This is a genomic window from Methylotuvimicrobium buryatense 5G, assembly GCF_000341735.1.
Classification (GTDB): Bacteria; Pseudomonadota; Gammaproteobacteria; order Methylococcales; family Methylomonadaceae; genus Methylotuvimicrobium; species Methylotuvimicrobium buryatense.
Map to the genome: position 1 here is coordinate 4,584,413 of NZ_KB455575.1, position 24,774 is coordinate 4,609,186.

Consider the following 24,774-nt stretch of genomic DNA (forward strand, 5'->3'; position numbering starts at 1 on the left):
CATCCATGGGGGCTTGGCGGCAGCTCCCTGCTGCCGACATCCTCGCCAAGCATACCCCACACCCTTTTTGATCTCCAAATTGGGAATTTCTGGCCTTATTGGCTAAGATTGCAAAACGGTAATTTTTGACTTATGTACAACGATGAGCGGAGGACCGTGGGAACCAGAAATAACCTTATCTAATTGACATTAAGCATTCTTGCGGTAAAAAATCCAGGATAGGTCGAAACAGTTGACCGAGTTCTATTCGTTTACGCTAGCCGGGTGGAAAAATGAGCCGGATTCGAAGTGTCGGATTATTTTGGTTTTCAATCGGGCTTTTTTGCTCGTCCCAGGCTTGTGCCATAGAGCCCGACATGCAACTTTCGCTCAGCGTCGTCAAAGTGATCGCCCGAGATGCAGCCGGAAAAACTTATATGGGATCCGGCGTCATTATAGCGCCGGGCAAGGTTGCGACCAATTGTCATGTCACGCGAAATGCGGAGCAAATCGTCTTATTTAAATCGGGCCATGCTTATCCGGTGTTGAAACAGGCCGCCCTGACGGAATTGGATGCTTGTATTCTCGAAACCGATTCCATTCCTTTACCTGCTGCGAAGCTGGCTTTATCCGCAGACTTCGCGGTTGGAACGCCGGTTTACATGTATGGCTATCCTTTCGCCTTAGGGATGCGCTCCAGGCCGGCCTCGATCGTTGCCTTTCATCCCTATCGTGCCGGTCATGTGCTCGAAATCGATGCCGGTTTCATGCAAGGAGCCAGCGGCGGCGGTATTTTTAACGAAGCGGGCGAATTGGTCGGTTTGATGACCTTTATCGGAAAGGACGGCAACGATTTCCATTATTATGTGATTCCCGCCGACTGGTTGCTCAAAGCGGCGCAAGCGCCTTTTGTCGCGGTCCATGCTTTCAAAGGACTCAGCTTTTGGGAGAGCGGCTCTTTCAAGCCTGAAACCAAATATTGAGATAAGGTATCGATTTGGTTTCCGACTTGTTATAGCGACACTGAAATTGCGATATCTTAAAGATATGTTATATTGTAACAATTAATTCAATACAAAGACCTTCCCAATGTTTATCGAAGACGCACCATCCAAGTTGCCAGTAACGGTTTTGTCCGGGTTTTTAGGGGCCGGTAAAACCACTCTGCTCAATCACATTTTGACCAATCGGGACAATCTCAAGATCGCCGTGATCGTCAACGACATGAGCGAAGTCAATATCGATGCCGCGACGGTCAAGAACGAGATCGAACTCAACCGTTCCGAGGAAAAACTGGTTGAAATGAGCAACGGCTGTATCTGCTGTACGCTGCGCGAGGATTTGCTCATTGAAGTCGGACAAATGGCTCGCGAAGGCCGTTTCGATTATTTGTTGATCGAATCGACCGGTATTGCCGAACCGATGCCGATTGCCGAAACCTTCACGTTTCGTGACGAAGAAGGTCGCAGTCTATCCGATGTCGCGCGGCTCGACACCTTGGTGACCGTCGTCGATGCGGTCAATTTCATGCGTGATTACATGGAAGCCCAATCCTTGAAGGAAGTCGAAGCCGAATTGGGCGAGGACGACGAACGTAATATCGCCGATCTCTTGGTCGATCAAATCGAGTTCAGCAATGTCATTCTGATTTCCAAGGTCGATCTGATCAGCCGCGACGAACTGGCCAATTTGACCGGAATACTGACGCATTTGAATCCCGATGCGGAAATTATCCCGATGATCATGGGACAAGCTCCGCTCGCCAAAATTTTGAATACCGGGAGATTTGATTTTGACAAAGCGTCGCAGGCACCCGGTTGGCTCCAAGAGATGCGCGGGGCGCATACGCCCGAAACCGAAGAATACGGCATCGCCAGTTTTGTTTATCATGCCCGCCGTCCGTTTCATCCGGGGCGTTTCTATGACTATCTGCACTACGGCGATTGGAATAACGGGACATTATTGCGCTCGAAAGGCTTTTTTTGGCTCGCGTCGCGGCCCGAATGGGTCGGTACCTGGTCGCAAGCCGGCGGCATCATGCAGCACGGTTGCGCAGGCCGCTGGTGGGCTTCAGTGCCGAAAAGCGAATGGCCCGAAGCCTATAAAGCCGATATCGAAGCGCAGTGGCAGCCGCCGTTCGGCGATTGTCGCCAGGAATTGGTGTTCATCGGACAGAATGTCGATGCCGAACAAACTCGGCGCGAGCTCGATGCCTGTTTATTGACCGATGAAGAGCTCGCGGCGGGAGCCGAAGCTTGGCAACACTATCAAGACGATTTTCCGCCTTGGCTGGAAACGGCTGCAACGGAAGTCGAAGAAGTCATGTATTGAACGAGGTAAATCATGTCCGCCTTAGCCCAACCTCTATTTCGCGCGCCTTATTCGGAAGCGGTTCAGTCCGACGATTTGGCCGATTTAAGCAGAATCTATCAGGATGAAGTCAACCTATGCGTGATCGAGCGAAGCATCGATCCGCGTATCGAGTCGTTCATCGATTCATTGCTCGCAAGCCCTCAAGAAATCAGCGAGATTCATAATCTTTCGATCGCCGATTTCGATTTTAGCGGCTTGATTCCTCATGCATCGACTATCGACGGCTATCTTGAATTTTATCGCGACGCGGCGATGCTGACGACGCTGTTTTGCGATTTATTCGAGCTCGAGCGCGTCGGCTTGCGTTTGCGAACCCTCGACCGGCCGATGTGCCCGAAATTCCATGTCGATCATGTGCCGTGCCGCATGGTCTCGACTTACGGTGGCATCGGTACCGAATGGCTCGAAGACCGAGCGGTCGACCGCGCCAAATTGGGTATCAATACGCATGGCTTAAACGATAGGCAAGCCGGCGTAATTTTGGACGAATCCTCGATTCATCGAATGCCCGCATTTTCGGTCGGTCTGCTGAAAGGCAGCAATTGGGCCGGGAACGAACAGCACGGCGCGGTGCACCGTTCGCCGAATCCGAGCGAAGATTGCCCGCGACGGCTGTTATTGACATTGGATTTTGCCTAATGAACTTTACTGAGGAATATGCACACAATGACTTATACAAGTAATAGGCTTTGCGGCGGTTCATTGACTCGCTTGAAAGGACGCCGTGAATACCTCCATGTAGGCTTGACGGCGGCTATCCCTGCCGCCGACACCTTTCAATCGAGCCACCGCCCCCCCTTCCACCAGTTGTCGAAGTTATATCATGCTCGTTCTTAACGGTATACCGTCTACCTACCAAGAATGGCGCCATTGCATCACCGTCGATTGCAATATTGCACTGACTGAGCCGTTTGTCGGCGAGCGGATTGCCATATTGAGCAATGCCGGATGCGAAGAAACCCGGCGCTTCGAGCAACTTTACGGCATAGAGCACCGAAAAGCCGTATTGGGTTGGTTCAGGCAGGCGCAACAAGAATCGACAAAGAAAATGCTGCATTCATGATCGAGCAAAACGAAAATCGTGATGTAGGTGAGGCGCTTCCGTGGGCCGACGTGTTAACCGGTCTGCCGTTCAATGAACAAGGCCTGGTGCCGGCGATCGCGCAACAATACGATACCGGTGAAGTCTTGATGATGGCCTGGATGAATCGGGATGCGATACTCGAAACCTTGCAGCACGGGCACGTCTGTTATTGGTCCCGGTCGCGTGCGAAATTGTGGCGCAAAGGCGAAAGCTCGGGGCAAATCCAAATGCTGAAAGAATTTTATTTGGATTGCGACGGAGACACTTTGCTGCTGAAAGTCGACCAACAAGGGCCTGCCTGTCACACTGGGCGGCGCAGTTGTTTTTACAATAGGGTGAGCGGTGATCGTGTTGAAGTCGTCAGCGCGCCGCTTATAGCGCCCGATCAATTATACAAACAGTCCCATGGAGCCGAATCATGAACGAAGCGAACGCATTCAATCCCGTACCTGTGACCATTTTAACCGGTTTTCTCGGAGCCGGGAAAACGACATTGCTGAACCGCATCTTATCGGAGGATCACGGTCACCGGATTGCCGTGATCGAGAACGAGTTCGGAGAGGAGGGGGTCGATAACGACTTGCTGATTCAAGGCGAAGAGCAGATCGTCGAAATGAACAACGGCTGTATTTGTTGTACCGTGCGCGGGGATTTGGTGCGCATACTCGGCGAATTGGCCGACAAACGCACGGCCGGTGGGGCCGAATTCGATCGCGTGATCATCGAAACGACCGGATTGGCCGATCCGGCACCGGTCGCGCAAACCTTTTTCGCCGACCGGAATATTGCCGACTTTTACACGCTTGATGCGATCGTGACCGTGGTTGACGCAAAGCACGCCTCAAACCAGCTTGACGATCATCACGAGGCGCAAGAGCAAGTGGGTTTCGCCGATCGTTTGTTATTATCCAAAACTGATTTAGTAAGCGCTGAAGAGGTCGAAAATCTCGAAAACCGTTTGCGGGCGATGAATTCGCGGGCGCCTATTCGGCATGTCCATTTCGGTTCTTGCGACATAGGCGAAGTACTCGACATCCGGGGGTTTAATTTGCAGGCGATTCTGGAGATCGAGCCGGATTTTCTCGAAGACGTCACTCACAAACACGACGATGACATTTCGTCTTTCGTTTATCGTAGCGACCGCGCTTTCGATGCGGCCCGGATCATGGCTTTTTTTGATGTCATGGTGCGAGTCTACGGCGAAGATTTGTTGCGCTACAAAGGCATCCTGCAGATCGAAGGCCAGGAAAACCGGATCATCTATCAAGGCGTGCACATGATGATGAATACCGATTTCGGTAAACCTTGGTCGGCGGATGAAAAAAGTGAAAGCGTGATGGTATTCATCGGGCGCGATTTGCCGAAGCAGGCCTTTATCGACGCGATGGACGAATGCCGGGTTCCTGCCGTAGCGTAACTCCGTATGCCGATATCTGCCGAAGTCATTTTCTATACGCTGAGTGCATCGTTACTGGTCAGTCTCGTATCGCTGAGCGGTGCTTTCGTTTTTTACCTGGACAGGCAATTGCTCAAGCGGCTGCTGCCCTATCTGATCGCGTTGGCGGTCGGCGTTTTATTGGGCGACGCCTTCATTCATTTGATACCCGATGCGGCGGAACGCCAAGGGTCGATAGCCACGGTTTGTTTGACGACCTTGGCCGGCGTGTTTTTGTTTTTCGTGCTCGAGAAAATCGTACGTTGGCGTCACGACCATACCGTATTTGCCGACGACTCGATCAAGCCGATGGCGAAGATGAATTTGATGGGCGATGCGGTTCATAATTTTGTCGACGGTATTTTAATCGGCGGCAGTTTTTTGGTGGATCCCGTTATCGGGCTGACTACGACGCTTGCCATCGTCGTTCATGAAATACCGCAGGAGATAGGCGATGTCGGCGCACTGGTTTACGGCGGATATAGCCCTAAAGATGCCGTGCTGTATAACTTTTATTGCTCTTTGACCGTGGTTATGGGTGCGGTGTTTACTCTGCTGCTTGGGCAGTTTGCCGAGGCTTCGTTGATTTTGCTGCTGCCGATAGCAGCAGGGGGATTTATTTATATTGCCGCGACCGACTTCATTCCGGTATTGCATGAACATTCGAGCCTACGCAATCTTTGCGGACAATCGTTCGTGTTCGCTTTAGGTATCGGTTTCATGCAAGCGATCGTCGTACTCGAGGGGAATTTATTGATGCCGTGAAAAAGGTAGGCCAAGCTTTAAACCTGCTCTACGCGCAGGCCTGCTTGAATGGCGGCGGTAATCTGTCGTTTGTCGGAGGAAATGAAAACATCGGCTTGCAAGACTATGGCGCTGCCGATATGTATGGCATCCATTCCTCGAGGTGTGTTGTTTTCCAAGCTGGAAACTGCATGCATCAATACTTGCGGAGACAAATCGCAAATCGCTGCGTCTTCGATGTCGGCCATTAAAAGCGATTTTAGTTGTCGGTATTGAACATCGGTGATTTTGTTGTCACGGTATAAACGACAAAATGCCGAGATAATTTCCGGCAAGGCAATGCCGGATAAACCGATTTCTGTTGCTTTGTCGCACCATTGCAACACGCTATCGGTTCCGTGCTCGCTGATGTAGCGCTTTACAAAAGCTGAGCTATCGAAAAATACGCGCATGATTAAAGTCGATCTACAGCCCGGCTTCGCGCTCTTCAATAATCATCCGGCTGATCGAAACGCCATCGAGTACTAAGGGTTGGGCTTTTCGACGTCGCCAAGAAGGTAAATCCGCTGTGATCGGGATGATGTCGGCGATGGGTTTGCCGTTACGTAGGACCCGAACCGATTCGCCGGCTTCGACGATATCGAAATACATTTTTGCGTGGTTTCGAATTTCGGTGAAGTTTGCTTGTTTCATGGTTACCCTTATGAATAAAACGTACAAAATAATGCACAGTATAACGATGCTTGACCAAATGACTCAACCCTTGATTTCTTCTTCAGCAATCATTTAAGGAATTCACACCATGCTGATTCGACTCAAAGGCGGGAAAGTTTACGATCCTGCGCAAGCGCTCGATGGCGAGATTCGGGATATTTATTTCCGGGACAGTGTCATCGTCGACAAACCGGAAGCCGGCGCCATGATCGATGCCGATTACGACATCGCCGGCTGCGTGGTCATGGCCGGCGCGATCGATATTCACAGCCATATCGCCGGCGGTAACGTCAACACCGCGCGCTTGTTGCTGCCGGAACAGCACCGCAATTTCGTGGCGCGCAAACTCGGTCATCGATTCAGCACCTCCCGCTGGTCGGCGACCGAAACCGGTTATCGTTATGCCCGCATGGGCTATACCACCGTCGTCGAACCGGCCATACTGCCGATCAATGCCTTGGATGCGCATTTGCAGATGGCCGACATTCCGATCATCGACACGGCGGGGCTCGCGATTCTCGGTAACGACGATTATTTGTTGCGTTTAATGCGGAGCGGCGCGTCTCAATCGCAAATCAACGATTACGTCGCCTGGACCTTACACTCGACGCGTTGCCTCGGTTTGAAAGTCATCAATGCCGGCGGAGCGAATGCGTTTAAGTCCAATGCCCGTAGCTTCGATCTGGACGATGTCGTTCCCGAATACGGCGTCAGCTCGCGTCATATTTTGCAAACTTTACAGCGCGCCGCTTGTGAGGTCGAAATTCCGCATCCGGTGCATGTGCATTGCAACAATCTGGGCGTACCCGGCAATGTCGATACCGCATTGGCGACAATGGAAGCGGCTCAGGGCCTGCCGATGCATTTGGCGCACATTCAATTCTACGGCTACGGCAACGAAGGCGATCGAGGCTTTTCGTCGGCGGCCGCGAAGCTAATCGACGGATTCAAAAAACACCCGAACATTACGATGGACGTCGGCCAGGTTTTGTTCGGACAAACCGTCACGATATCCGGCGATGTGATCGCGCAATACAGCCGCAGGAACGATGCTTCGCCGAATAAATGGATCGCCTGGGATGCCGAATGCGAAGGCAGCGGCGGCGTCGTGCCTTACCGCTACAAAGAAACGAGTTTCGTCAACAGTCTGCAATGGCTAATCGGCCTGGAAATCTTCTTGTTGGCCGAGGATCCGTGGCGCTTGTTCTTCACGACCGACCATCCGAACGGCGCGCCGTTTACGATGTATCCTTACCTGATCCGCCTGTTGATGGATCGCGATTATCGATTGCAATGCCTCGAACAATTGAATCAGGAAGCGGTCGCGATGAGTCTATTGAAGGATCTCGACAAAGAATTTTCGCTCTATGACATCGCCGTGATGACCCGAACCGCCGCCGCCCGTTTGCTGGGCTTGCCGGACCGGGGGCATTTGCGGCCCGGTGCGGTAGCCGATATTGCCGTTTACCGCGAACAAGCCGATAAGGCCGCGATGTTCGCCGATGCCGAACTGCTGTTCAAAAACGGCCGCCTGGCCGTGCAAAACGGTGCGGTCGTCGAACGGTGCAACGGGACGGCACAAGTCGTTCAGCCGCTTTTCGATCACCGTATCGAACGCGATTTGCAAAACTATTACGACCGCTTCTACAACCTCGGCCTGGCCAATTTTACGGTCGGCGACGTCGATGCGGGGCAGGCCGATAGCGAACGTTTCCGCGCGCATGCCTGCGGCCGTCCTTATTTGGCGGAGAATGCCCGGTGAATCGGGCTTCTTCGAAAACGATTCAACGGATACCGGTGATCGTGCTGAGCGGTTTTCTCGGCAGCGGCAAAACGACGCTATTAAATCATCTGCTCCGCGCCGCACCGCATTCGGCTGTGATCATTAACGAATTCGGCTCGACGCCGATTGATCAAGAATTGCTCGCGGAGCATAAGATCCCGTTAACAACGCTGTCCGGCGGTTGTTTATGCTGCCAAGTGCGCGGCTCGTTGGCGCCGATGTTAAAAAATCTGCGCATGGCCTACGATGCAAAGCCGGTCAAACCGTTTAGCCGTATTTTTATCGAAACCAGCGGCGTGGCGAGTCCCGAGCCGATTCTCGATAAGCTGTTGAACGAACGCTGGCTGGCGCCGCGCTATCGTTATCAAGGCATGATTACGACCGTCTCGGCGTTGGCCGCCGAAACCTATCTGACGCGCTTTCCCGAAGCCCAAGCGCAGATCGCCTGGGCCGATAAGCTCGTACTGACCCAAGCCGATTTGGCCGAGGCGGCGCAAGTCGAACGCGTGCAAAACCGACTGCAAGAATTAGCGCCTTCGATTGCGCATCTCGAATCGGCACAAACCTCCGGTTTGGCGGAGGCTCTGCTCGATTTTGGCGGCCTATTTCGCCCGATCGCTCAACCTCGGTCGGACGATTTACCCGAGCACGGTTTCAATAGCGTGTCGTTGCAACTGGAACAACCGGTTGCTTGGGCGCGCTTGCAAGCGGTGCTTGAAATACTGCTCAGCGACCCGCAAAGTCATATCGTCAGAGTGAAGGGCGTGATTTTTACCGAAGAACACGATGGGCCGATGGCGGTCCACGGCATTGCCGGCCATTTGTTTCCGCCGGCGCCGATGCCGCTGCGGGAGAATGTCGATAACCGAGGGCGCCTGGTCTTTATCGCCGGCGGCGACATCAAGACCTTGGCCGAAACCGTCATGAACGCATTGCGGCAATGAGATATCGACTCCGGCGTTCAATATTTATTTAAAGGAATTCATCAATGAACAATCAATCAAGCATCCCCTCTTTAGAAAACTCTATTGTCGACGTGCAAGGCATTGCCGACTCGCGGCGTATTGCGATCGACAAGGTCGGCATCAAGGCGATTCGCCATCCGATACGGGTTAAAGATCGGTCGGTCGGCGAACAGCATACGATCGGTTTATTCGATATGTATGTCAATTTGCCGCACGACTTCAAAGGCACGCATATGTCGCGCTTCGTTGAGATTCTGAATCAACACGACCGCGAAATCAGCGTCGAATCGTTCGGCTTGATGCTCGAAGAAATGGTGCAGCGCTTGGATGCACAGTCGGGCTACATCGAAATGCAGTTTCCGTTTTTTATCGACAAAGCCGCGCCGGTCAGCGGCGTGCGCAGCCTGCTCGATTATCAAGTGAGCTTGATCGGCGAAATTGCCGGCAGTGAAGTGCAAACGCGTATCAAAGTCGTCGTCCCGGTCACCAGTCTTTGCCCATGTTCCAAGACCATTTCGGACAGGGGCGCGCACAATCAACGGTCTCATGTGACGCTGACGGTACTGATCAATGATTTCATCTGGATTGAAGAGTTGATCGATCTGGCCGAACAAGAAGCGTCCTGCCAAATTTACGGATTGCTGAAACGCCCCGACGAAAAATATGTCACCGAATACGCTTACGACAATCCCAAATTCGTCGAGGACATGGTGCGCGATGTCGCAGCCCGGTTGGAAGCCGAACCTAGAATCAGCGCCTATATCGTCGAATCGGAAAACTTCGAATCGATTCATAATCACTCGGCTTATGCATTGATCGAGCGGGATAAGCGTTAACATTTTCTCCAAGGCGCACTTCGCCTAAATCCGGATCGTCAGCAGCTCGTGGATATTCGTCGTATACGAAGGCGATTTAAATTGCTGCCGCATCCGCCAGCGTTGACTGAGGATTTCGCCGGCATAGCGAATGCTACTTCTGCCGTAGCGGCGGTTGATAGCGTCGAGCGTCTGCATCAATTCGTCCGAGCGGTTCGACTGTTCGCCACCGTTAAATAGCGACAATTGCGCCACGCCCTCCGGCAACAGTTCCGGTAACAACACGCCGGCGCGCTGATAGGAAAGACACGGTCGGAAGATTCGCGCCAGCCCCCGTTGCGCGGCTCGTTGCAGTTGCGCCGAATCGTGCGTGGGCAATTGAAATTCGAATGTGGCGCTGTTCGCATAAAAGGGCTGCCGTGTATCGAACGGACTGGTTTCAACGAAGACCGTCAAGGCATGCGCCGCGAGCTTGTGTTGCCGGCATTTTTCCGCCGAACGGGTAGCGAAATAGGTCACGGCAGCGCGCAGATCGTCGTAGCCGGTCAATTTTTCGCCGAAACTGCGCGAGGTCAGAATTTGTTTTCTCGGCGCAGGGACGTCTTCGAGATCAAGGCAAGAAAGCCCGCGCAATTCATAGACGATACGTTCCATGACCACGCCGAAATGCCCTCGCAACCGTTTCGGATCGGATTGTTTCAGCGCCAATGCATCGGCAATACCTAACAAGTTTAAGCGCGATTGCGATCGTGCGGCGATGCCCCACAAATCGGTCAACGCGGTTTCCGCCAATACGGTATCGGAATCGTCCACAGTGCGCCAATCGAGCACGGGGCATTGCCGGAACCGGCCGCCTTTCGCCAAACGATTGGCCAGCTTGGCCAGGGTCTTGGACGGTGCAATGCCGATCGAAATAGGAATACCGGTCCATTGTTTGACGACAGCGCAAATTTCCAGGCAATAGCCGGTCAGGTCGGTATGCAGTCCGGTCAAATCAAGAAAGCATTCGTCGATGGAATACACTTCGATGCGCGGCGCGAACCCGGCCAAAACTTGCATGACGCGCCGGGACATATCGCCGTACAAGGCATAGTTCGAAGAGAGCACAGCGACGCCGTGTTGCCTTGCGAAACGTTCGATTTGAAAGAAAGGCGCACCCATCTTGATGCCGATGGCTTTTGCTTCGTTGCTTCGCGCGATGACGCAGCCGTCGTTGTTGGACAGCACGACAACCGGTTTGCCGTTCAACTCGGGCCGAAAAACCCGCTCGCACGAGGCATAAAAATTATTGCAGTCGGCGATCGCGAAGACTTTGTCCGAAGGATCAGGTCGGTAACGAACGGACGACATGCGCGACCTCGCCCCAAATGTGTAGATCCATGCCTTCTTTGATCGGCAAGTCCGGATAGTCCGGATTCTTGGCGCGCAAACAAACGGCACCGCACGACAAATCCAGGCACTTGACCGTCACTTCGCCGTCGATGACGGCGACCACGATCGAATTGTGTTTCGCCGTTAGCGAACGGTCCACGACCAGCATATCGCCGTCGTTGATCCCGGCCCCCGTCATCGAATGCCCCTCGACGCGCACAAAAAACGTCGCGGGTGGATTTTGAATGCAGAGTCGGTTTAAATCGATCGACGCTTCCAAATGATCGTCGGCGGGCGACGGAAAGCCTGCCGGTACTTTCGACGTGAAGAGCGGCAACTTCAGTGTCGAAGGCTGTGTAGCCGGGCCAAAAAACGGCAACGCCAAATTATCGGACAGCACGAACGCAGTAGGGCAAGCTTGAGCGTTACGATGTTGATAACGCGACAAAGGAATGACAATCATCGTGAACAAACTCCAAGCGCAGCAGATAGGAAGCGCATAGTACATCAAAACGGGTTTTGTTCTCAATTGGTTCTTGTTTTGAGACGGGAAGAGAAGGTCTTAGACGGTTTTCGATCAAAAGGGAGGTATATAGGAGTTGGGCTGTGTTAGACGATTTTTACTGGAGAAAACTATAGTTTGAGGTGTGAAAAATATGTCGGGTATAAATCGGACATAAGCGTGTCCTTTCAGCAATTCCCAATTTGGAGATCAAAAAGGGTGTGGGGTATGCTTGGCGAGGATGTCGGCAGCAGGGCAGATTTTTGCTCCATGCAAAATCTGCATTCACGCCATCCTTGGCGTTCGAGCTGCCGCCAAGCCCCCATGGATGGGTTTACGGCGTTCCTCGACAGGCATGCCCCACACCCTAAAATCGGCGAAACTGCTCAAACTGGGAATTGCTGGTGTCCTTTTTCGCTCTTGGCGTTTTCGTTTGGCTTCTTCTAGTCCTTGGCTTTGAAAGATCGCAGGGATGAATGGGATTTTTTTAGAAATGAGACAAAAATGCGAAAAGATTGATTTATCGATTCTTTTTTTCTCGTAAATCTTTGATTTTATGGCGCCCCGAACACGATTCGAACGTGTGACCTTCCCCTTAGGAGGGGGATGCTCTATCCAGCTGAGCTACCGGGGCTTGAATCGGATGACAAATTTTATCATAACTTTCTATATTAAGTTTCTTTGATTTCTAATGATTTCCCGTTCGAGTTTGGCTATGAAGCAGTCGAGTTAGTTTTGGTTTTACGGAGGTAAGTTATACCCTTTGCTTGTCAAATTTCGGCGTCGGGGTGCCCGTCAAAGGACGCCGTGAATACGTCCATGGCTCTATGACAGCATCCATGCTGCCAAAGCCTTTGCCGAACACCCCGACGCCTCCATACGCTAATGCCGAAATTTGAAGTGCGATAGGTATAAATGCGCTGAGGCCGCGATTGCATTGATTAACTTTATGATTTGATCCCGATCGGTTAGAAAATTGGGATTATCGTCGTTGTTTGATATTCCGATTTCTTGGGGGCGCTTGGTTTCGTGTTGAACAAATAAATGACGTAACGTATCCAGCATGGCTTGGTTCGGTTGAATCAAAACACCGGATTATACCGAAAATAATGTGCCGGAAAATAAGTCCAATTTGGTGTTGCCGTCAGGTCCGTAGGTATTAATCGTTTGCGGCTTTCCTTTGAGGATGTTCAACGATTGTCGAGTATGGCGTAGTAAAATTTCAGTTGATGCCCCGTTTTGTTCGTTGAGCAATTGGCATTTTTCGGTCGTTTTAATGAGCATTGTCCAGTTTTCGTCCGTTTTGGACGTATCGAATCCTGCCTGTATGGCGCGCTCTAAATAATCGCTTAGGCCTGCTCGGGTGTTGGGTAGTTTTTCCGTTTCGAGTATTTGCGCAAGTTGCTTGGCAAATAGATTAAGCTCTTGAGCGAGTAGTTGTTTTTGTCGGGTTATTTCATCGAACGTTTCGGCAAGCGGAGACTGCTTTAGCGTAATCGCCTCCTGTTGCAGTGCTTGATAAAGTTGTTCCGTTAATAATAAGCCATTGGTAATGAGTTTTTCAGCGATGGGAAATGTTTGGCTAATAAGAGTCATGGACTGTCCTCGGTACTCATTAATTCGAATTGACTGATTTTTTGCGCGATACGTTCCGGATCGATAGTATAGGTTCCTTCGGCTAGTGCTTGTTTTATTGAAGCAACGCGTTCGTTGTCGACTACCGGAAGACTTGCTGCTGAGTCCAATGCTCTTTTTATTTGACTGGAATTGGCAGTAATTTCGATACTGTCGTTATTAGGTTCTGATTTAATCATTGCGGCGCCAGCATCAATGCCGGGCTTTACCGGGCTTTTAGTTGCTGCTGTGCTGGGTATGCGGCTTGCAATGGGTTCGATAGCCATGACAAATTCCTCAAATAATTGGGTTCGGTATTGTTATCGGCAATGTTACGAATATATTTAGAGACATGACCTTAAATTATTGAATAATGGAAACCAAGCCAGGCTTGATGACTGTAGCGGTAATCGTGCGGCCGGACGAGACGTTTTTTACACGAATCGATTGACCTTTTACCCCGTCCATCATTGCTTTACCTTGCATGCGTACATTATAACCGGGCGACGAGGCGCTAATGGTTATTTTTTCTCCGCGTTTGATCAATACTGCATCCGTAACATTGTTAACGGTAACCACGGAACCCGCCGGTAAATTACGTAACGACTGTTTGTTTTCGACGGACTCGATTTGACTGAAATAGCTGCTTCTCAGGGTGGCTTGATCGCGTTTTTCGATGGTGAGCATTTGGCGAGTCAAAATCTGACCGCGGCTGACCGGTCTAGCCAGGACTAGCACGTCTTGCATTATTTTTAATGAGCCGGTCGTGAAAATCGACCAGGGTTTCGGTCCTTCGCCGCAGCGTACACCGACCGAAAAGCGTCCGGCGCGAAGCGGTTCATTATGCGCGGTGAAGGCGGTTAATTCGTCGGCGCATTTCGGTAATTTTAAACGGCTATCCAGCGGCGAAATGTGGATGTCGTAGTCGGCGGATGACCCTAGTTGACCGGTGATAAAGCGAGTCACTGTTTGATAGATCGATGCATGCGTTTGATAATGCGGCGCGGCGAAACCGCTTTGGTATGGCGCGAGCAAGACGAGTAGAGCAACGAATAGTTTGATGATCATGGTGTTCTGTCGGTTTTATGACGTTGTTATAAAACAAGCAGGAATAATGCCAGTCATTTATCTATAAGAAGTTTGATCGAAATTGATTATAATCCGTTCTGGTAGGCAGGAAACGGTGAATACCGACCGAGGCTATATACCTCGCGGATGTCTCGCCTTAGCTTCGGCATTCGTTGTGAGAATATTAACCAATAAGCTTGTTTCTCACTGCGCCTGGCATTGTCAAAGGTTTTGAGAGCACTTTAATCAAATCAAGCTTCCGCCCCATAAATGGTGCTGAAAAAAGGTATAATTGCGGGCGCAATTTGGTATTGACCTATATTTCAATGCAAACTGTTTTCGATTAGAAATCAATAATTATCGGAGTGATGTCAATGGCTGGAATTTTAGATGGGGTCGATCAGCGTACTCAGCTGGCAGGACATAATCGCTTTGAGTTATTGCTGTTTAAGCTTGGCGGACGACAGCGATTCGGCATCAATGTGTTTAAAGTTCAAGAAGTGATTCAATGTCCGGCTTTGACGCAAATTCCGAAATCGCATTCGGTGATTTGCGGTGTCGCGCATTTGCGAGGAAAGACGATTCCGGTTTTGGACTTGTCAATGGCGATCGGTATGAGGCCGATAGACCGTGACGAGAAATCTTATGTCATTGTCACTGAATACAACAGAACCATACAAGGCTTTTTAGTGGGTTCGGTGGATAGAATCATTAATATCGGTTGGGGCTCGGTAAAAGCACCGCCTTCGGGCTTGGGTCGGGAAGGTTATTTAACGGCGGTAACCGAGGTCGACGGCGATTTGATCGAGGTGATTGATGTCGAAAAAGTTATGAAGGAAGTCATCGGTTTACGCGAACGAGCCAGCGATGAGGTGATCGATAAAAATGTGTCGGGTGCCGGCGATCGAGTATTGATCGTTGACGATTCGATGGTTGCCAGAAATCAAATCAAAAAAGTTTGCGATCAACTCAATCTTCAATACGATGTGTTGAAAGACGGTTTGGAAGCGTGGGAGCATTTGTCCGGTTTGGTTCAGGACGGTATTGACTTGGAAAGCTATTACGCGATGATAATTTCCGACGTGGAAATGCCGCGCATGGACGGCTATACGCTGGCCACCAAGATCAAAAAAGACCCAAAGTTGAAGAATATCTATTTGGTATTGCACACATCGCTAAGCGGAGTATTTAATTCGTCGATGGTGCAGAAAGTTGGTGCCGACGAATTTTTGGCGAAATTCGAGCCGGACGAACTGGTCAAAACCATTCAAAAACGTTTGCAGATTTTTCATTCCTTATAAAGACCAGTAAGTCGGTGGTCGATCGCTGAAAATCTTGGAAACGGAGCGTTAGCGAAGTGAAGATTTTTAGTCCCCGATAGCCGTAGCACCGGGTGTTTTGCCGGAGTCTGCGCGAATAGCGCAGGCGGAGGCAAAATACAAGGCATCGCGACACGGCGTAAAGCCATTTGTGGGAGTGCTACGGAGCCGCATCGAGTATACGATGATGTGGCGTAGTGGCACGGACGCAGGGCGAATCGGGGCCGCCGAAGGCAATAATCGCCAAGTCATTTTTCGCTGCTGAAATCGGACGGACCCCATTTCAGCTGTCGCGAAAAATCTTGGCGCGCTTGAAGAAAATCTTCTTTTCTTGTTCGGTGTCGATCCGCTATTACCACGGCAAGTACGAAAGAGCCTTCAAACCTCGCCTGGAATGTCTTCCGGCGACCATAAAAAAGGTTTATTAGATAGGTCTTGTTTTTTTAAATCCTTTTTCTAAAAGGGAATGAATGCTTAATTGGATAAATAACTAATGGAAATGACGCAGCAGGAATTTAAATATTTTCAGCAGTTTCTTGTTCGAGCATGTGGCATTGTTTTGTCTGATAGTAAGCAATATTTAGTGAAAAATCGCTTATCCGGACTGTTGCCGCAATTCGGCTTGAGCTCGTTTGTCGAGCTGCTTAAAGTACTGCAAAGCGAGTCTCATGCATCGTCAAAAATCAAGGTAGCAGTTATTGAAGCGATGACGACCAACGAGACGTTTTGGTTTCGCGATGAAAGTCATTTTGCCGAATTGACTGGAGCCGTTTTGCCGTCGCTTGCGGTCAAACGGAGCACGATTAAAGTCTGGTCGGCGGCTTGTTCTTCGGGGCAGGAGCCTTATTCAATTAGTATGTGTGTCGACGATATGATCAAAAACCAAGGTAAATCATTCTCGGTGAGTATTGTCGGAACCGATATTTCGGAAACCGTGCTTAGACAAGCTAGACAGGCTGTTTATTCGGAGGCTGCGTTATCTAGGGGTATCGATGCTACGCAGCAAAAGCGTTTTTTTATACCGGTTGAGGAGGGGTTTCGTGTTAAACCGGAAATTAGCGCCCGGGTAAAATTTCAGCAATTTAACCTACTTAAGCCTTTTTCGGTATTAGGACGCTTCGATGTGATTTTTTGCAGGAATGTATTAATCTATTTTTCCGATGCCTTGAAGAAAGATATCTTAACGCGTATGTCGCAAGCTATCGAACCGGGCGGATTTCTTTTTTTGAGTAGCAGCGAAGTACTGCCGGCCTCGGTGTCCGGGTTTGAAACAGTGCGAGGCGAACGCGGTCGGTATTATCGAAAAATCGGCTGATGCGCTGCCGAAAAATCGACATTCGAAAATATTGCTAGCATTCAGTTCTCTACTTTGTCAGTTTTAAGGTTAACGGTAAGACTCGGCTAACTAAAAAATAGCTTGACAATATGTTCAAGGCGTTGGCAGGCTTTCCTCTTTCCTCTTTCCTCTTTCCTCTTTCCTCTTTCCTCTTTCCTCTTTCACCGCTTCCGCAGCATAGCCTCTCCTAATAAGCCTGCGGTTAGATATTGCCGGTCGGGTTTGCCAACGGCGTGAAAAAATTGACGTCATTATTTGTAAACCCATGATAAGTGAGTAGAAATAGTCTATGGCATATGATGTGCTTATTTAATAAGTAACAAGTGTGAGAGGCTGCTACCATGACAATTAATTTCGATAAAGCATTAGGCATTCATTCCCAGGCATTGGCATTGCGCGAAAAACGCGGGGAGGTTCTTGCCTCCAATCTGGCTAATGCCGATACTCCAGGCTATAAGGCACGAGACCTTAATTTTCAATCGGTTCTAAAAACCGCGATACCGGATGCGTTGCCGATGGAGCGCACACGGAACGGACATATCTCAGCAAGCAACACGCTATTGGGCGCTTCTATGATGTATCGCAATCCGAATCAAGCTTCGTTAGACGGTAATACCGTAGAAGGTCATGTCGAGCAGGCCAAGTACGCCGAGAATGCCGTGCAATACCAAGCCAGCCTGCGTTTTCTAAACGGCAAGTTTTCGGGTTTAACGTCGGCCATTAAAGGAGAGTAATCATGAGCTCATTCCGTATTTTCGATATTTCCGGTAGCGGCATGAATGCCCAGTCGCTGAGGTTGAACCTGGTTGCCAGTAATATTTCCAACGCCAACAGCGTTAGCAGCAGTATTGATCAAACCTATAAATCGCGGCAACCGGTATTTGCGGCAGAATTGAAAAACATCATGGATAAGCAAAATGCCGCGAGTAAAGTCAATGTATTGGGAGTGGTCGAAAGTCAGGCGCCAACGGTCATGGAGTATGCGCCGAATCATCCGATGGCCGATCAATCCGGCTATATCTATAAGCCCAATGTCAACATCGTCGAAGAAATGGCCAATATGATGTCGGCTTCACGCTCTTATCAGAATAATGTCGAAGTGCTCAATACCGCTAAAGAATTGGTTTTGCAGACTTTGAGAATAGGTCAGTAAGCAAATAATTGGGAGGAAAAGCCAATGTCCATCAATTTTGACGCATTAAGAAACCTGGGTGTTAGAACAGTCGAAGATGCCCCTGTAAAAAAGCAATCGTTAGGTCAGGAACAGTTCTTGAAATTGATGACCACCCAATTGACTCATCAGGATCCCACCAAGCCTATGGAAAACGGCGATTTTTTGGGGCAAATGGCGCAGTTCAGCACCGTCAGCGGTATTCAAGACTTACAGAAATCGTTCGCTGAATTCGCCGGATCGATCAGTTCGAACCAAGCGTTACAGGCAGCCAGTTTAGTTGGCCGGTCGGTGCTAGTACCCGGTTCGGAAGGCGTGCTTTCGCTCAATGACAATATGAAAGGGGAAGTCGCACTGACCGGACCTACCGATAATCTCATCGTCGAATTTCAAAATCGTAATGGCGTCACGGTTAAGCAGCTGAATTTGGGGCGGCAATCGGCCGGTAATGTCGAGTTCGAATGGGATGGTCAATTAGATGACGGGACTTTTGCCAACCCCGGTGCCTATCGAATCAAAGCTAGTGCGAGTATCGACAATAAAAACACTGCTCTACAAACCTTTGTCAATGCAGGCGTCAACAGCGTCACATTGGGTAATGGCAGCAACGGCATTCAATTAAGTTTAAACGGTCTTGACTCGGTGAGATTCAACGATGTCAGGCGGATTTTTTAGCGTTATTTCATCAGGAGAGCGATCATGAGTTTTGCAACAGGATTAAGCGGCTTGAGAGCCGCATCGAGTGATTTACAAACCACCGGTAATAACATTGCGAATGCCAATACGACAGGTTTTAAAAAATCGCGAGCCGAGTTTGCGGATGTGTATGCAACGAGCTTGGGTGGCGTGGCGAAGACTCAGCCTGGGGCTGGCGTCAAAGTGACCGAGGTTGCCCAGCAGTTTACTCAAGGTAATATTGATTTTACCGAAAACAGTTTGGATATTGCGATTAGCGGCAATGGCTTTTTTACATTGGCAAATAATGTAAACGATCCGCAGCCGACTAACTTTACTAGAAATGGAGCCTTTCAGCTAAATAAAGAGGGTTTTGTTGTCGATGATCGAGGGCGTTATTTGATGGCATTCAAGCCCAATGGCGAAACCATTGAAGAAGGCTTTAGCCAAGGCGTGTTTCAAGCTCTGCAGGTTGATACCAGTCAAGGCTTGCCGAGGGCTACGGAATCCGTCGATATGAAAATTAATCTTAATGCCGGAGATTTAGCGCCTACTTCGGTGTTCGATCCAAGCAATCCGGATTCATTCAATAATGTTACTTCGGCGACAATTTACGATTCGCAAGGTAACTCTCATACACTAAGCACCTATTATCGAAAAACTGGTGCTAATCAGTGGGATAGCTATGTTTATCTAAATGATAGAGGGGTGACTCTTGGTGCCAATCCAGTCTATGACGCTAACGATGCCATTGTGACGCCTGCAGGCAATGCGACCTTTGAGCCTGCAGGAACGACTCCGGCTCCAGTGCCCGTTACTTTTAGCGCATCCGGATTGTTATTGAATGTGAATGGCCAGGCCCCTTTATCCACCGGCTCCTTTCCGAGTAATATTTTCTTGAATGGTATTAATTTAGCGCCGGAATTTGTTGTCGAGGATTTGAATTTTGAGCTTGATTTTGCTGGAGGTACTCAATTCAATTCGGCATTCAGCGTTAATGATTTAAGACAAGACGGTTTGCCCTCCGGAAACTTGACTGGCATTGAAATTAGTAGCGAAGGAGTCATGTTCGCTCGGTTTAGTAACGGCGCTTCGAAGCCAATCGGTCAGATTGCTTTGGCTAGATTTCCGAATGATCAAGGATTGGCGAAATTGGGCGACACGAGTTGGGGCGAGAGTGCGGATTCGGGGCAACCGATATTCGGCTCGGCGGGATCCAATAACTTTGGAGTCATGCAGTCCGCAGCTTTGGAAAGTTCTAATGTGGATTTGTCCGAACAATTGGTGCGGCTGATTATCGCGCAGCAGGCTTATCAAGCCAATGCCCAGACTATAAGTACTCAAAACACGATAACGCAAACTATTTTGAATATTCGTTAATCAATTAGCAGGAGCTCGTCATGGATCGTAGCCTCTACATCGCAATGAGCGGCGCCAAGCAAACCTTGCTGGCGCAGTCGGCTAACGCCAATAATTTGGCGAATTCGCAGACCACCGGATTTAAATCCGATTTGGAGCAGTTCCGCAGCATGCCGGTATTCGGTCCTGGTTTTCCTACGCGTGTTTATGCGATGTCTGAGAGGCCGGGCATCGACTTGACTGCCGGGCCGATGCAAATTACCGGTCGGGATCTGGATGTCGCGATCAACGGCGAAGGATGGTTGGCGGTTCAAGGTCAGGACGGCAAGGAAGCCTATACGCGGGCCGGCGATTTGCGCTTGACACCGGAAGGCTTGCTACAAACCGGCACCGGTTTGCCGGTGTTCGGTAATGACGGCCCGATTGCAGTGCCTCCCGCTTCCAAGGTGTCGATCATGCCGGACGGCACGATTAACATCATTCCGCTAGGTGAAACGAACGCGGCGAATCAGGTTATCGTTGAACGCATCAAGATGGTTAATCCACCGCTCGACGATCTTGAAAAACAAAACGACGGTTTGCTTTACCTAAAGAATGGCGGCGTCGCGCAAGCCAGTGCCGATGTGAGGTTAGCGCAAGGTGCCTTGGAAGGTAGTAATGTTAGTACGATCGGTGCGATGGTCGCGATGATCGAATTGGCTAGGAATTTTGAATTGCAAACCAAGGTGATGAAGCAAGTCGATGACAATTCGGGCGTTAGCGCCAAGTTGATGCAAATGGCATAAGCCGTGCATCTATTAGTTAAAAGAGCCGGTAAAGACGGTAATTCGTCATCATAGGAGGTTATCATGACAGAAAGAGCATTATGGGTGGCTAAATCGGGTCTCGATGCCCAGCAAACACGGATGGCGGTAATTGCCAATAACTTGGCCAACGTTAATACGACCGGTTTCAAGAAGTCCAGAGCGATTTTCGAAGACTTGATCTATCAAAATATTCGTCAAGCCGGGTCGCAAACCAATCAAGGCAACGAGCTTCCCACCGGTTTGCAACTAGGTGCCGGAGTTAGAACAGTTGCCACCGAGAAATTGCATACTCAGGGGAATATGGTACAAACCGAAAATTCCTTGGATGTTGCAATCAGCGGGCGGGGTTTCTTTCAGGTTTTGATGCCCAACGGCGACATTACTTATACTCGAGACGGTTCGTTCAAATTGGATTCTTTGGGTCAAATCGTCACGGCCGGCGGTTTGTTGCTGGAGCCGGCGATTACCGTGCCGAACGATGCGATCAGTTTGTCGATTACACGGGACGGTACTGTTTCTGTTGTGCAGCCGGGAAGCCCGGCGGCGGTTCAATTGGGTCAGATTCAAACGGCCGATTTTATCAATTATGCAGGCCTTGAGCCGGTCGGCGAGAATCTGTTTCGCGAAACTGTTGCGAGCGGCCCTCCGGTGCTAGGTATCCCCGGCGAAAACGAATTCGGCGCCGTGTTCCAAGGATCTTTGGAAACCTCGAATGTCAATGTCGTCGAAGAACTCGTCAACATGATCGAGACGCAACGCGCTTACGAAATGAATTCCAAGGCGATTTCGACGACCGATCAAATGTTGTCCTATGTGACGCAACAACTTTAGGTGACCGTCATGGCGCATTTTAAATGGATAATATTCATATCCTTGTTTGCGGTAGCTTGTACGCCTTTACCGACTCGCGACCCGGCGTTCGCGCCGGTCGAACCTGCCGATTTGCGGGCGCCGGCCCAAAATAGCGGTTCGATTTATCAAGCCAATTACGATATGCGTTTATTCGAGGATCATACCGCCAAACGGGTTGGCGATATATTGACAATTCGGTTGGTGGAAAGAACGCAGGCAAAGAAATTATCAGATATGGAAGCTAGAAAAAATACTTCTTTGTCGGTAAAGGCGCCGATGATCTTCGGCATGGAAGCAGCTCAATTGCTAGGGCATGATGTCGAAACCGAAGTGGCGACAAATCATCAATTTACCGGCGAAGGCGAAGCCAATCAAAGTAACAGTCTCACCGGCGATTTATCGGTAACCGTCGTCGAGGTATTACCGAACGGTAATTTGAGAGTACGCGGCGAAAAACGTGTCGCGCTCAATCAGGGCAGCGAATATGTCCGCTTGTCAGGCATTGTCCGGCCGGTCGATATCGATGTCGCGAATAGCGTGCTTTCTAGTCGAGTGGCGGATGCGACAATCATGTATACCGGAGATGGTGCCGTTGCCGACGCCAGCAAAATGGGTTGGTTGGCGCGTTTTTTAATGAGTCCGTGGTTTCCGTTTTAATTCAGTAGTTTACCGGTTGTGAGGACTGGCAATGAAACAAATAAAGACTGTAATAGTCACTGCGTTGCTCTGGTTTGGCTTAATGACGACGGTCCATGCCGAGCGGATTAAAGATTTGGCCTCGGTAGCCGGCGTTAGAGCCAACCAGTTGGTTGGCTACGGCTTGGTTGTCGGTCTCGATAAGTCCGGAGACAGAACCTTATTCACCGGTCAGGCACTGCGTAGTATGTTGGCACGATTGGGTATGACATTGCCGCCGAATATCGATCCCAGGGCGCGTAATGTCGCCGCGGTTTCGATTCACGCCGAATTACCGCCTTTTTCGAAACCGGGGCAAACCATTGATGTGACAGTATCATCGATCGGCGATGCGAAAAGTTTGCGTGGCGGTTCGTTACTGATGAGCCCGCTGAAAGGCGCGGACGGTCAGGTTTATGCTGTCGCTCAGGGCAATCTAGTCGTGGGCGGTTTGAGCGCCGGCGGTCTAGACGGATCTAAAATTACCATCAACAACCCGGCTGTCGGTCGGATTCCCAATGGGGCAACGGTCGAGAGGGAGGTGGCAACGCCATTTGCCGACGGTCAGTTTCTGGTATTCAATTTGCATAACGCCGATTTTACCAATGCCAACCGCATGGCCGCAGAAATTAATCGAACTTTCGGGCAGAATACCGCGACAGCGATTGATGCGACTTCCGTCAAAGTCAGCGCACCGTCCGAGACGTCTCAGCGGGTCATGTTTACCTCCATGGTCGAAAATTTGACGCTAGCGGCAGACGATGCGCCGGCGCGAGTGATTATCAACTCCAGAACCGGCACTGTTGTGATCAACGGAAAAGTGACGGTGCAACCAGCCGCCGTGACGCACGGTAGCTTGACCGTAACGGTTAGTGAAAGCCCGCAAGTTGTTCAACCGGCGCCTTTCGGGGCAGGCGAAACGGCGGTGGTTCCGCAAACCGATATTATCGTCGAAGAAGAAAACAATCGAATGTTTATGTTTAATCCCGGTGTTTCGCTCGATGAAATCGTTGCCGCAGTCAATAATATCGGTGCGGCGCCGAGCGATTTGGTCGCCATATTAGAAGCGCTCAAGTCTGCAGGTTCCTTACGTGCGGAATTGATTGTCATTTAGCGGAGGTGGGTCGTGTTGAATCCAGGCAATGCCGATGTCTATACCGATTTTTCAGGTTTGTCCCGGTTACGAAATCAGGCTAAACAAGAAAAGCCGGGGGCGATCAACGAGGTCGCCAAACAATTCGAATCGTTATTTTTAAACATGGTATTGAAAAGTATGCGTGAGGCTAAATTAGCCGACAGCATGCTCGATAACGATCAGAGCGAATTTTATCGGGAAATGTACGATCAACAATTGGCCGTACATTTATCAGGCAAACCGGGCGTCGGTCTAGCCGATTTAATCGTTAAGCAATTAGGCGGCGAAAAAACCGGCGAAACCGAACGAATGACGCTTGACGATTATTTGAACAATCCGTTACAGCGATTTCCACCCGCAAATAAGGCTAAGAAGGATGCGTCGGATTTGATGCCGATTTCGTCCGGAGTCAAATCAAGGCTAATAAAAAACAGCAATCGGCCGATACAATCATTAGAGTCAAAATCCATCGGCAGCGAAGAGATAAAATCACAGGAGCCAATTCGAACAACAAGGCAATTTGTAAAACGTTTGCATGGTCATGCCGAGAAAGCCGCCGCCGAATTAGGTGTCGAACCTAAGGTGCTGCTGGCGCAAGCTGCCTTGGAAACCGGATGGGGCAGGTCGGTGATCAAACACAAGGACGGCAGCAGCAGTTTTAATTTGTTTAATATCAAGGCGGGATCTTCTTGGACGGGCAAGCGGACGAATGTTGCCACATTGGAATACGAAAAAGGTATTCCTCAAAAACAAATGGCCGGGTTTAGATCTTATGATTCTTATCAGGAAAGTTTCGACGACTATGTCCGGTTAGTGAAAAACAGCCCTCGTTACAGTCAAGCATTAAAGCATGCAGACAATCCGGGGCGCTACATGCAGGAGTTGCAAAAAGCCGGTTATGCGACCGACCCGCATTATGCGGATAAGGTGATGAGAATTTATCACAGCGACGATGTGGCGAGTTATCAACCGAATGTCGTTGTGGCGATGCAATAGTAG

The 24,774-nt window shown here is 50.0% G+C and carries 28 protein-coding genes and 1 tRNA gene; 21 read left to right on the forward strand and 8 right to left on the reverse strand.

Translation table 11 applies throughout. The features are described 5' to 3' along the window. Positions 1 to 356 precede the first annotated feature (356 nt). The 7 genes from METBU_RS24870 to METBU_RS0120735 all read left to right on the forward strand — a co-directional run bounded on the left by METBU_RS24870 (position 357) and on the right by METBU_RS0120735 (position 5,636). Positions 357 to 962: a S1 family peptidase gene (locus METBU_RS24870; protein WP_017842439.1), complete on the forward strand. Its 606-nt coding sequence runs from the start codon at positions 357 to 359 to the stop codon at positions 960 to 962. 106 nt (positions 963 to 1,068) lie between these two features. Then, positions 1,069 to 2,310 carry a zinc metallochaperone GTPase ZigA gene (zigA, locus tag METBU_RS0120710; RefSeq protein ID WP_017842440.1) on the forward strand — a complete coding sequence of 414 codons (1,242 nt, stop codon included), beginning with the start codon at positions 1,069 to 1,071 and terminating at the stop codon, positions 2,308 to 2,310. 12 nt (positions 2,311 to 2,322) lie between these two features. Beyond that, positions 2,323 to 2,991, forward strand: a complete 669-nt coding sequence (locus METBU_RS0120715) for a DUF1826 domain-containing protein (RefSeq protein ID WP_017842441.1) — start codon at positions 2,323 to 2,325, stop codon at positions 2,989 to 2,991. A 184-nt stretch (positions 2,992 to 3,175) separates the two neighbouring features. Then, positions 3,176 to 3,415, forward strand: a complete 240-nt coding sequence (locus METBU_RS0120720; protein ID WP_014147318.1) for a hypothetical protein — start codon at positions 3,176 to 3,178, stop codon at positions 3,413 to 3,415. Then, positions 3,412 to 3,858: a phosphoribosyl-AMP cyclohydrolase gene (gene hisI, locus METBU_RS0120725; protein ID WP_017842442.1), complete on the forward strand. Its 447-nt coding sequence runs from the start codon at positions 3,412 to 3,414 to the stop codon at positions 3,856 to 3,858. The genes METBU_RS0120720 and hisI overlap by 4 nt, the downstream gene beginning before the upstream one ends. Then, complete coding sequence (locus tag METBU_RS0120730; RefSeq protein ID WP_017842443.1) at positions 3,855 to 4,853, forward strand: CobW family GTP-binding protein; 999 nt, start codon at positions 3,855 to 3,857, stop codon at positions 4,851 to 4,853. Before hisI ends, METBU_RS0120730 begins: the two co-directional genes overlap by 4 nt. Before the next feature lie 6 nt (positions 4,854 to 4,859). Next, positions 4,860 to 5,636: a ZIP family metal transporter gene (locus METBU_RS0120735; protein ID WP_014147321.1), complete on the forward strand. Its 777-nt coding sequence runs from the start codon at positions 4,860 to 4,862 to the stop codon at positions 5,634 to 5,636. 17 nt (positions 5,637 to 5,653) lie between these two features. On the opposite strand, the gene METBU_RS0120740 is transcribed toward METBU_RS0120735, so the two are convergent. Together METBU_RS0120740 and METBU_RS0120745 are read right to left on the reverse strand one after the other, a co-directional pair. Beyond that, the gene (locus tag METBU_RS0120740) at positions 5,654 to 6,067 is read right to left on the reverse strand and encodes a type II toxin-antitoxin system VapC family toxin (RefSeq protein WP_017842444.1); all 414 of its coding nucleotides are present in this window, start codon (positions 6,065 to 6,067) and stop codon (positions 5,654 to 5,656) included. A 13-nt stretch (positions 6,068 to 6,080) separates the two neighbouring features. Further along, on the reverse strand, positions 6,081 to 6,308 hold the full coding sequence (locus METBU_RS0120745; protein WP_014147323.1) for a type II toxin-antitoxin system Phd/YefM family antitoxin: 228 nt from the start codon (positions 6,306 to 6,308) through the stop codon (positions 6,081 to 6,083). Positions 6,309 to 6,417: 109 nt separating this feature from the next. On the opposite strand from METBU_RS0120745, the gene METBU_RS0120750 reads away from it, so the two are divergent. From METBU_RS0120750 to folE2, 3 genes are read left to right on the forward strand one after another with little or no spacing between them, the layout of a single operon-like run. Further along, the gene (locus tag METBU_RS0120750; RefSeq protein ID WP_017842445.1) at positions 6,418 to 8,091 is read left to right on the forward strand and encodes a formylmethanofuran dehydrogenase subunit A; all 1,674 of its coding nucleotides are present in this window, start codon (positions 6,418 to 6,420) and stop codon (positions 8,089 to 8,091) included. After that, positions 8,088 to 9,056: a CobW family GTP-binding protein gene (locus METBU_RS0120755; protein WP_017842446.1), complete on the forward strand. Its 969-nt coding sequence runs from the start codon at positions 8,088 to 8,090 to the stop codon at positions 9,054 to 9,056. Before METBU_RS0120750 ends, METBU_RS0120755 begins: the two co-directional genes overlap by 4 nt. Before the next feature lie 44 nt (positions 9,057 to 9,100). Continuing rightward, positions 9,101 to 9,913, forward strand: a complete 813-nt coding sequence (folE2, locus tag METBU_RS0120760; RefSeq protein WP_017842447.1) for a GTP cyclohydrolase FolE2 — start codon at positions 9,101 to 9,103, stop codon at positions 9,911 to 9,913. 24 nt (positions 9,914 to 9,937) lie between these two features. On the opposite strand, the gene METBU_RS0120765 is transcribed toward folE2, so the two are convergent. The 6 genes from METBU_RS0120765 to flgA all read right to left on the reverse strand — a co-directional run bounded on the left by METBU_RS0120765 (position 9,938) and on the right by flgA (position 14,447). Beyond that, positions 9,938 to 11,242 (reverse strand): Y-family DNA polymerase, encoded by a 1,305-nt coding sequence (locus tag METBU_RS0120765; RefSeq protein ID WP_017842448.1) that lies wholly within the window; start codon positions 11,240 to 11,242, stop codon positions 9,938 to 9,940. Further along, positions 11,217 to 11,726, reverse strand: a complete 510-nt coding sequence (locus METBU_RS0120770) for a LexA family protein (protein ID WP_017842449.1) — start codon at positions 11,724 to 11,726, stop codon at positions 11,217 to 11,219. Before METBU_RS0120770 ends, METBU_RS0120765 begins: the two co-directional genes overlap by 26 nt. Positions 11,727 to 12,322: 596 nt before the next feature. Beyond that, a tRNA-Arg gene (locus METBU_RS0120775) sits at positions 12,323 to 12,399 on the reverse strand. Between the two features lie 461 nt (positions 12,400 to 12,860). After that, the gene (locus METBU_RS0120785; protein ID WP_017842451.1) at positions 12,861 to 13,361 is read right to left on the reverse strand and encodes a flagella synthesis protein FlgN; all 501 of its coding nucleotides are present in this window, start codon (positions 13,359 to 13,361) and stop codon (positions 12,861 to 12,863) included. Then, on the reverse strand, positions 13,358 to 13,666 hold the full coding sequence (gene flgM, locus METBU_RS0120790) for a flagellar biosynthesis anti-sigma factor FlgM (protein ID WP_017842452.1): 309 nt from the start codon (positions 13,664 to 13,666) through the stop codon (positions 13,358 to 13,360). The genes METBU_RS0120785 and flgM overlap by 4 nt, the downstream gene beginning before the upstream one ends. A gap of 76 nt (positions 13,667 to 13,742) precedes the next feature. Next, positions 13,743 to 14,447, reverse strand: a complete 705-nt coding sequence (gene flgA / locus METBU_RS0120795; RefSeq protein WP_017842453.1) for a flagellar basal body P-ring formation chaperone FlgA — start codon at positions 14,445 to 14,447, stop codon at positions 13,743 to 13,745. A gap of 374 nt (positions 14,448 to 14,821) precedes the next feature. Between flgA and METBU_RS0120800 the strand changes: the two genes are divergently transcribed. From METBU_RS0120800 to flgJ, 11 genes are all read left to right on the forward strand, one after another. Further along, the gene (locus METBU_RS0120800) at positions 14,822 to 15,748 is read left to right on the forward strand and encodes a chemotaxis protein CheV (RefSeq protein ID WP_017842454.1); all 927 of its coding nucleotides are present in this window, start codon (positions 14,822 to 14,824) and stop codon (positions 15,746 to 15,748) included. Positions 15,749 to 16,265: 517 nt separating this feature from the next. Next, the gene (locus METBU_RS0120810; protein WP_040575925.1) at positions 16,266 to 17,081 is read left to right on the forward strand and encodes a CheR family methyltransferase; all 816 of its coding nucleotides are present in this window, start codon (positions 16,266 to 16,268) and stop codon (positions 17,079 to 17,081) included. Between the two features lie 362 nt (positions 17,082 to 17,443). Next, positions 17,444 to 17,836: a flagellar basal body rod protein FlgB gene (flgB, locus tag METBU_RS0120815; RefSeq protein ID WP_017842457.1), complete on the forward strand. Its 393-nt coding sequence runs from the start codon at positions 17,444 to 17,446 to the stop codon at positions 17,834 to 17,836. A 2-nt stretch (positions 17,837 to 17,838) separates the two neighbouring features. Then, positions 17,839 to 18,255 (forward strand): flagellar basal body rod protein FlgC, encoded by a 417-nt coding sequence (flgC, locus tag METBU_RS0120820; RefSeq protein WP_017842458.1) that lies wholly within the window; start codon positions 17,839 to 17,841, stop codon positions 18,253 to 18,255. A 24-nt stretch (positions 18,256 to 18,279) separates the two neighbouring features. Then, on the forward strand, positions 18,280 to 18,948 hold the full coding sequence (locus tag METBU_RS0120825) for a flagellar hook assembly protein FlgD (RefSeq protein WP_017842459.1): 669 nt from the start codon (positions 18,280 to 18,282) through the stop codon (positions 18,946 to 18,948). A 24-nt stretch (positions 18,949 to 18,972) separates the two neighbouring features. Continuing rightward, positions 18,973 to 20,328, forward strand: a complete 1,356-nt coding sequence (gene flgE / locus METBU_RS0120830; protein ID WP_017842460.1) for a flagellar hook protein FlgE — start codon at positions 18,973 to 18,975, stop codon at positions 20,326 to 20,328. Between the two features lie 20 nt (positions 20,329 to 20,348). After that, positions 20,349 to 21,092, forward strand: coding sequence for a flagellar basal-body rod protein FlgF (flgF, locus tag METBU_RS0120835; protein ID WP_017842461.1), 744 nt, complete (start codon positions 20,349 to 20,351; stop codon positions 21,090 to 21,092). Between the two features lie 63 nt (positions 21,093 to 21,155). Beyond that, a complete protein-coding gene (gene flgG / locus METBU_RS0120840; RefSeq protein ID WP_017842462.1) occupies positions 21,156 to 21,944 on the forward strand; it encodes a flagellar basal-body rod protein FlgG in 789 nt (262 codons plus the stop codon). Between the two features lie 9 nt (positions 21,945 to 21,953). Further along, a complete protein-coding gene (gene flgH / locus METBU_RS0120845) occupies positions 21,954 to 22,622 on the forward strand; it encodes a flagellar basal body L-ring protein FlgH (protein ID WP_017842463.1) in 669 nt (222 codons plus the stop codon). Positions 22,623 to 22,653: 31 nt separating this feature from the next. After that, positions 22,654 to 23,754, forward strand: coding sequence for a flagellar basal body P-ring protein FlgI (locus tag METBU_RS0120850; protein ID WP_017842464.1), 1,101 nt, complete (start codon positions 22,654 to 22,656; stop codon positions 23,752 to 23,754). A 12-nt stretch (positions 23,755 to 23,766) separates the two neighbouring features. Continuing rightward, on the forward strand, positions 23,767 to 24,771 hold the full coding sequence (gene flgJ, locus METBU_RS0120855; RefSeq protein WP_017842465.1) for a flagellar assembly peptidoglycan hydrolase FlgJ: 1,005 nt from the start codon (positions 23,767 to 23,769) through the stop codon (positions 24,769 to 24,771). Positions 24,772 to 24,774: the final 3 nt, after the last annotated feature.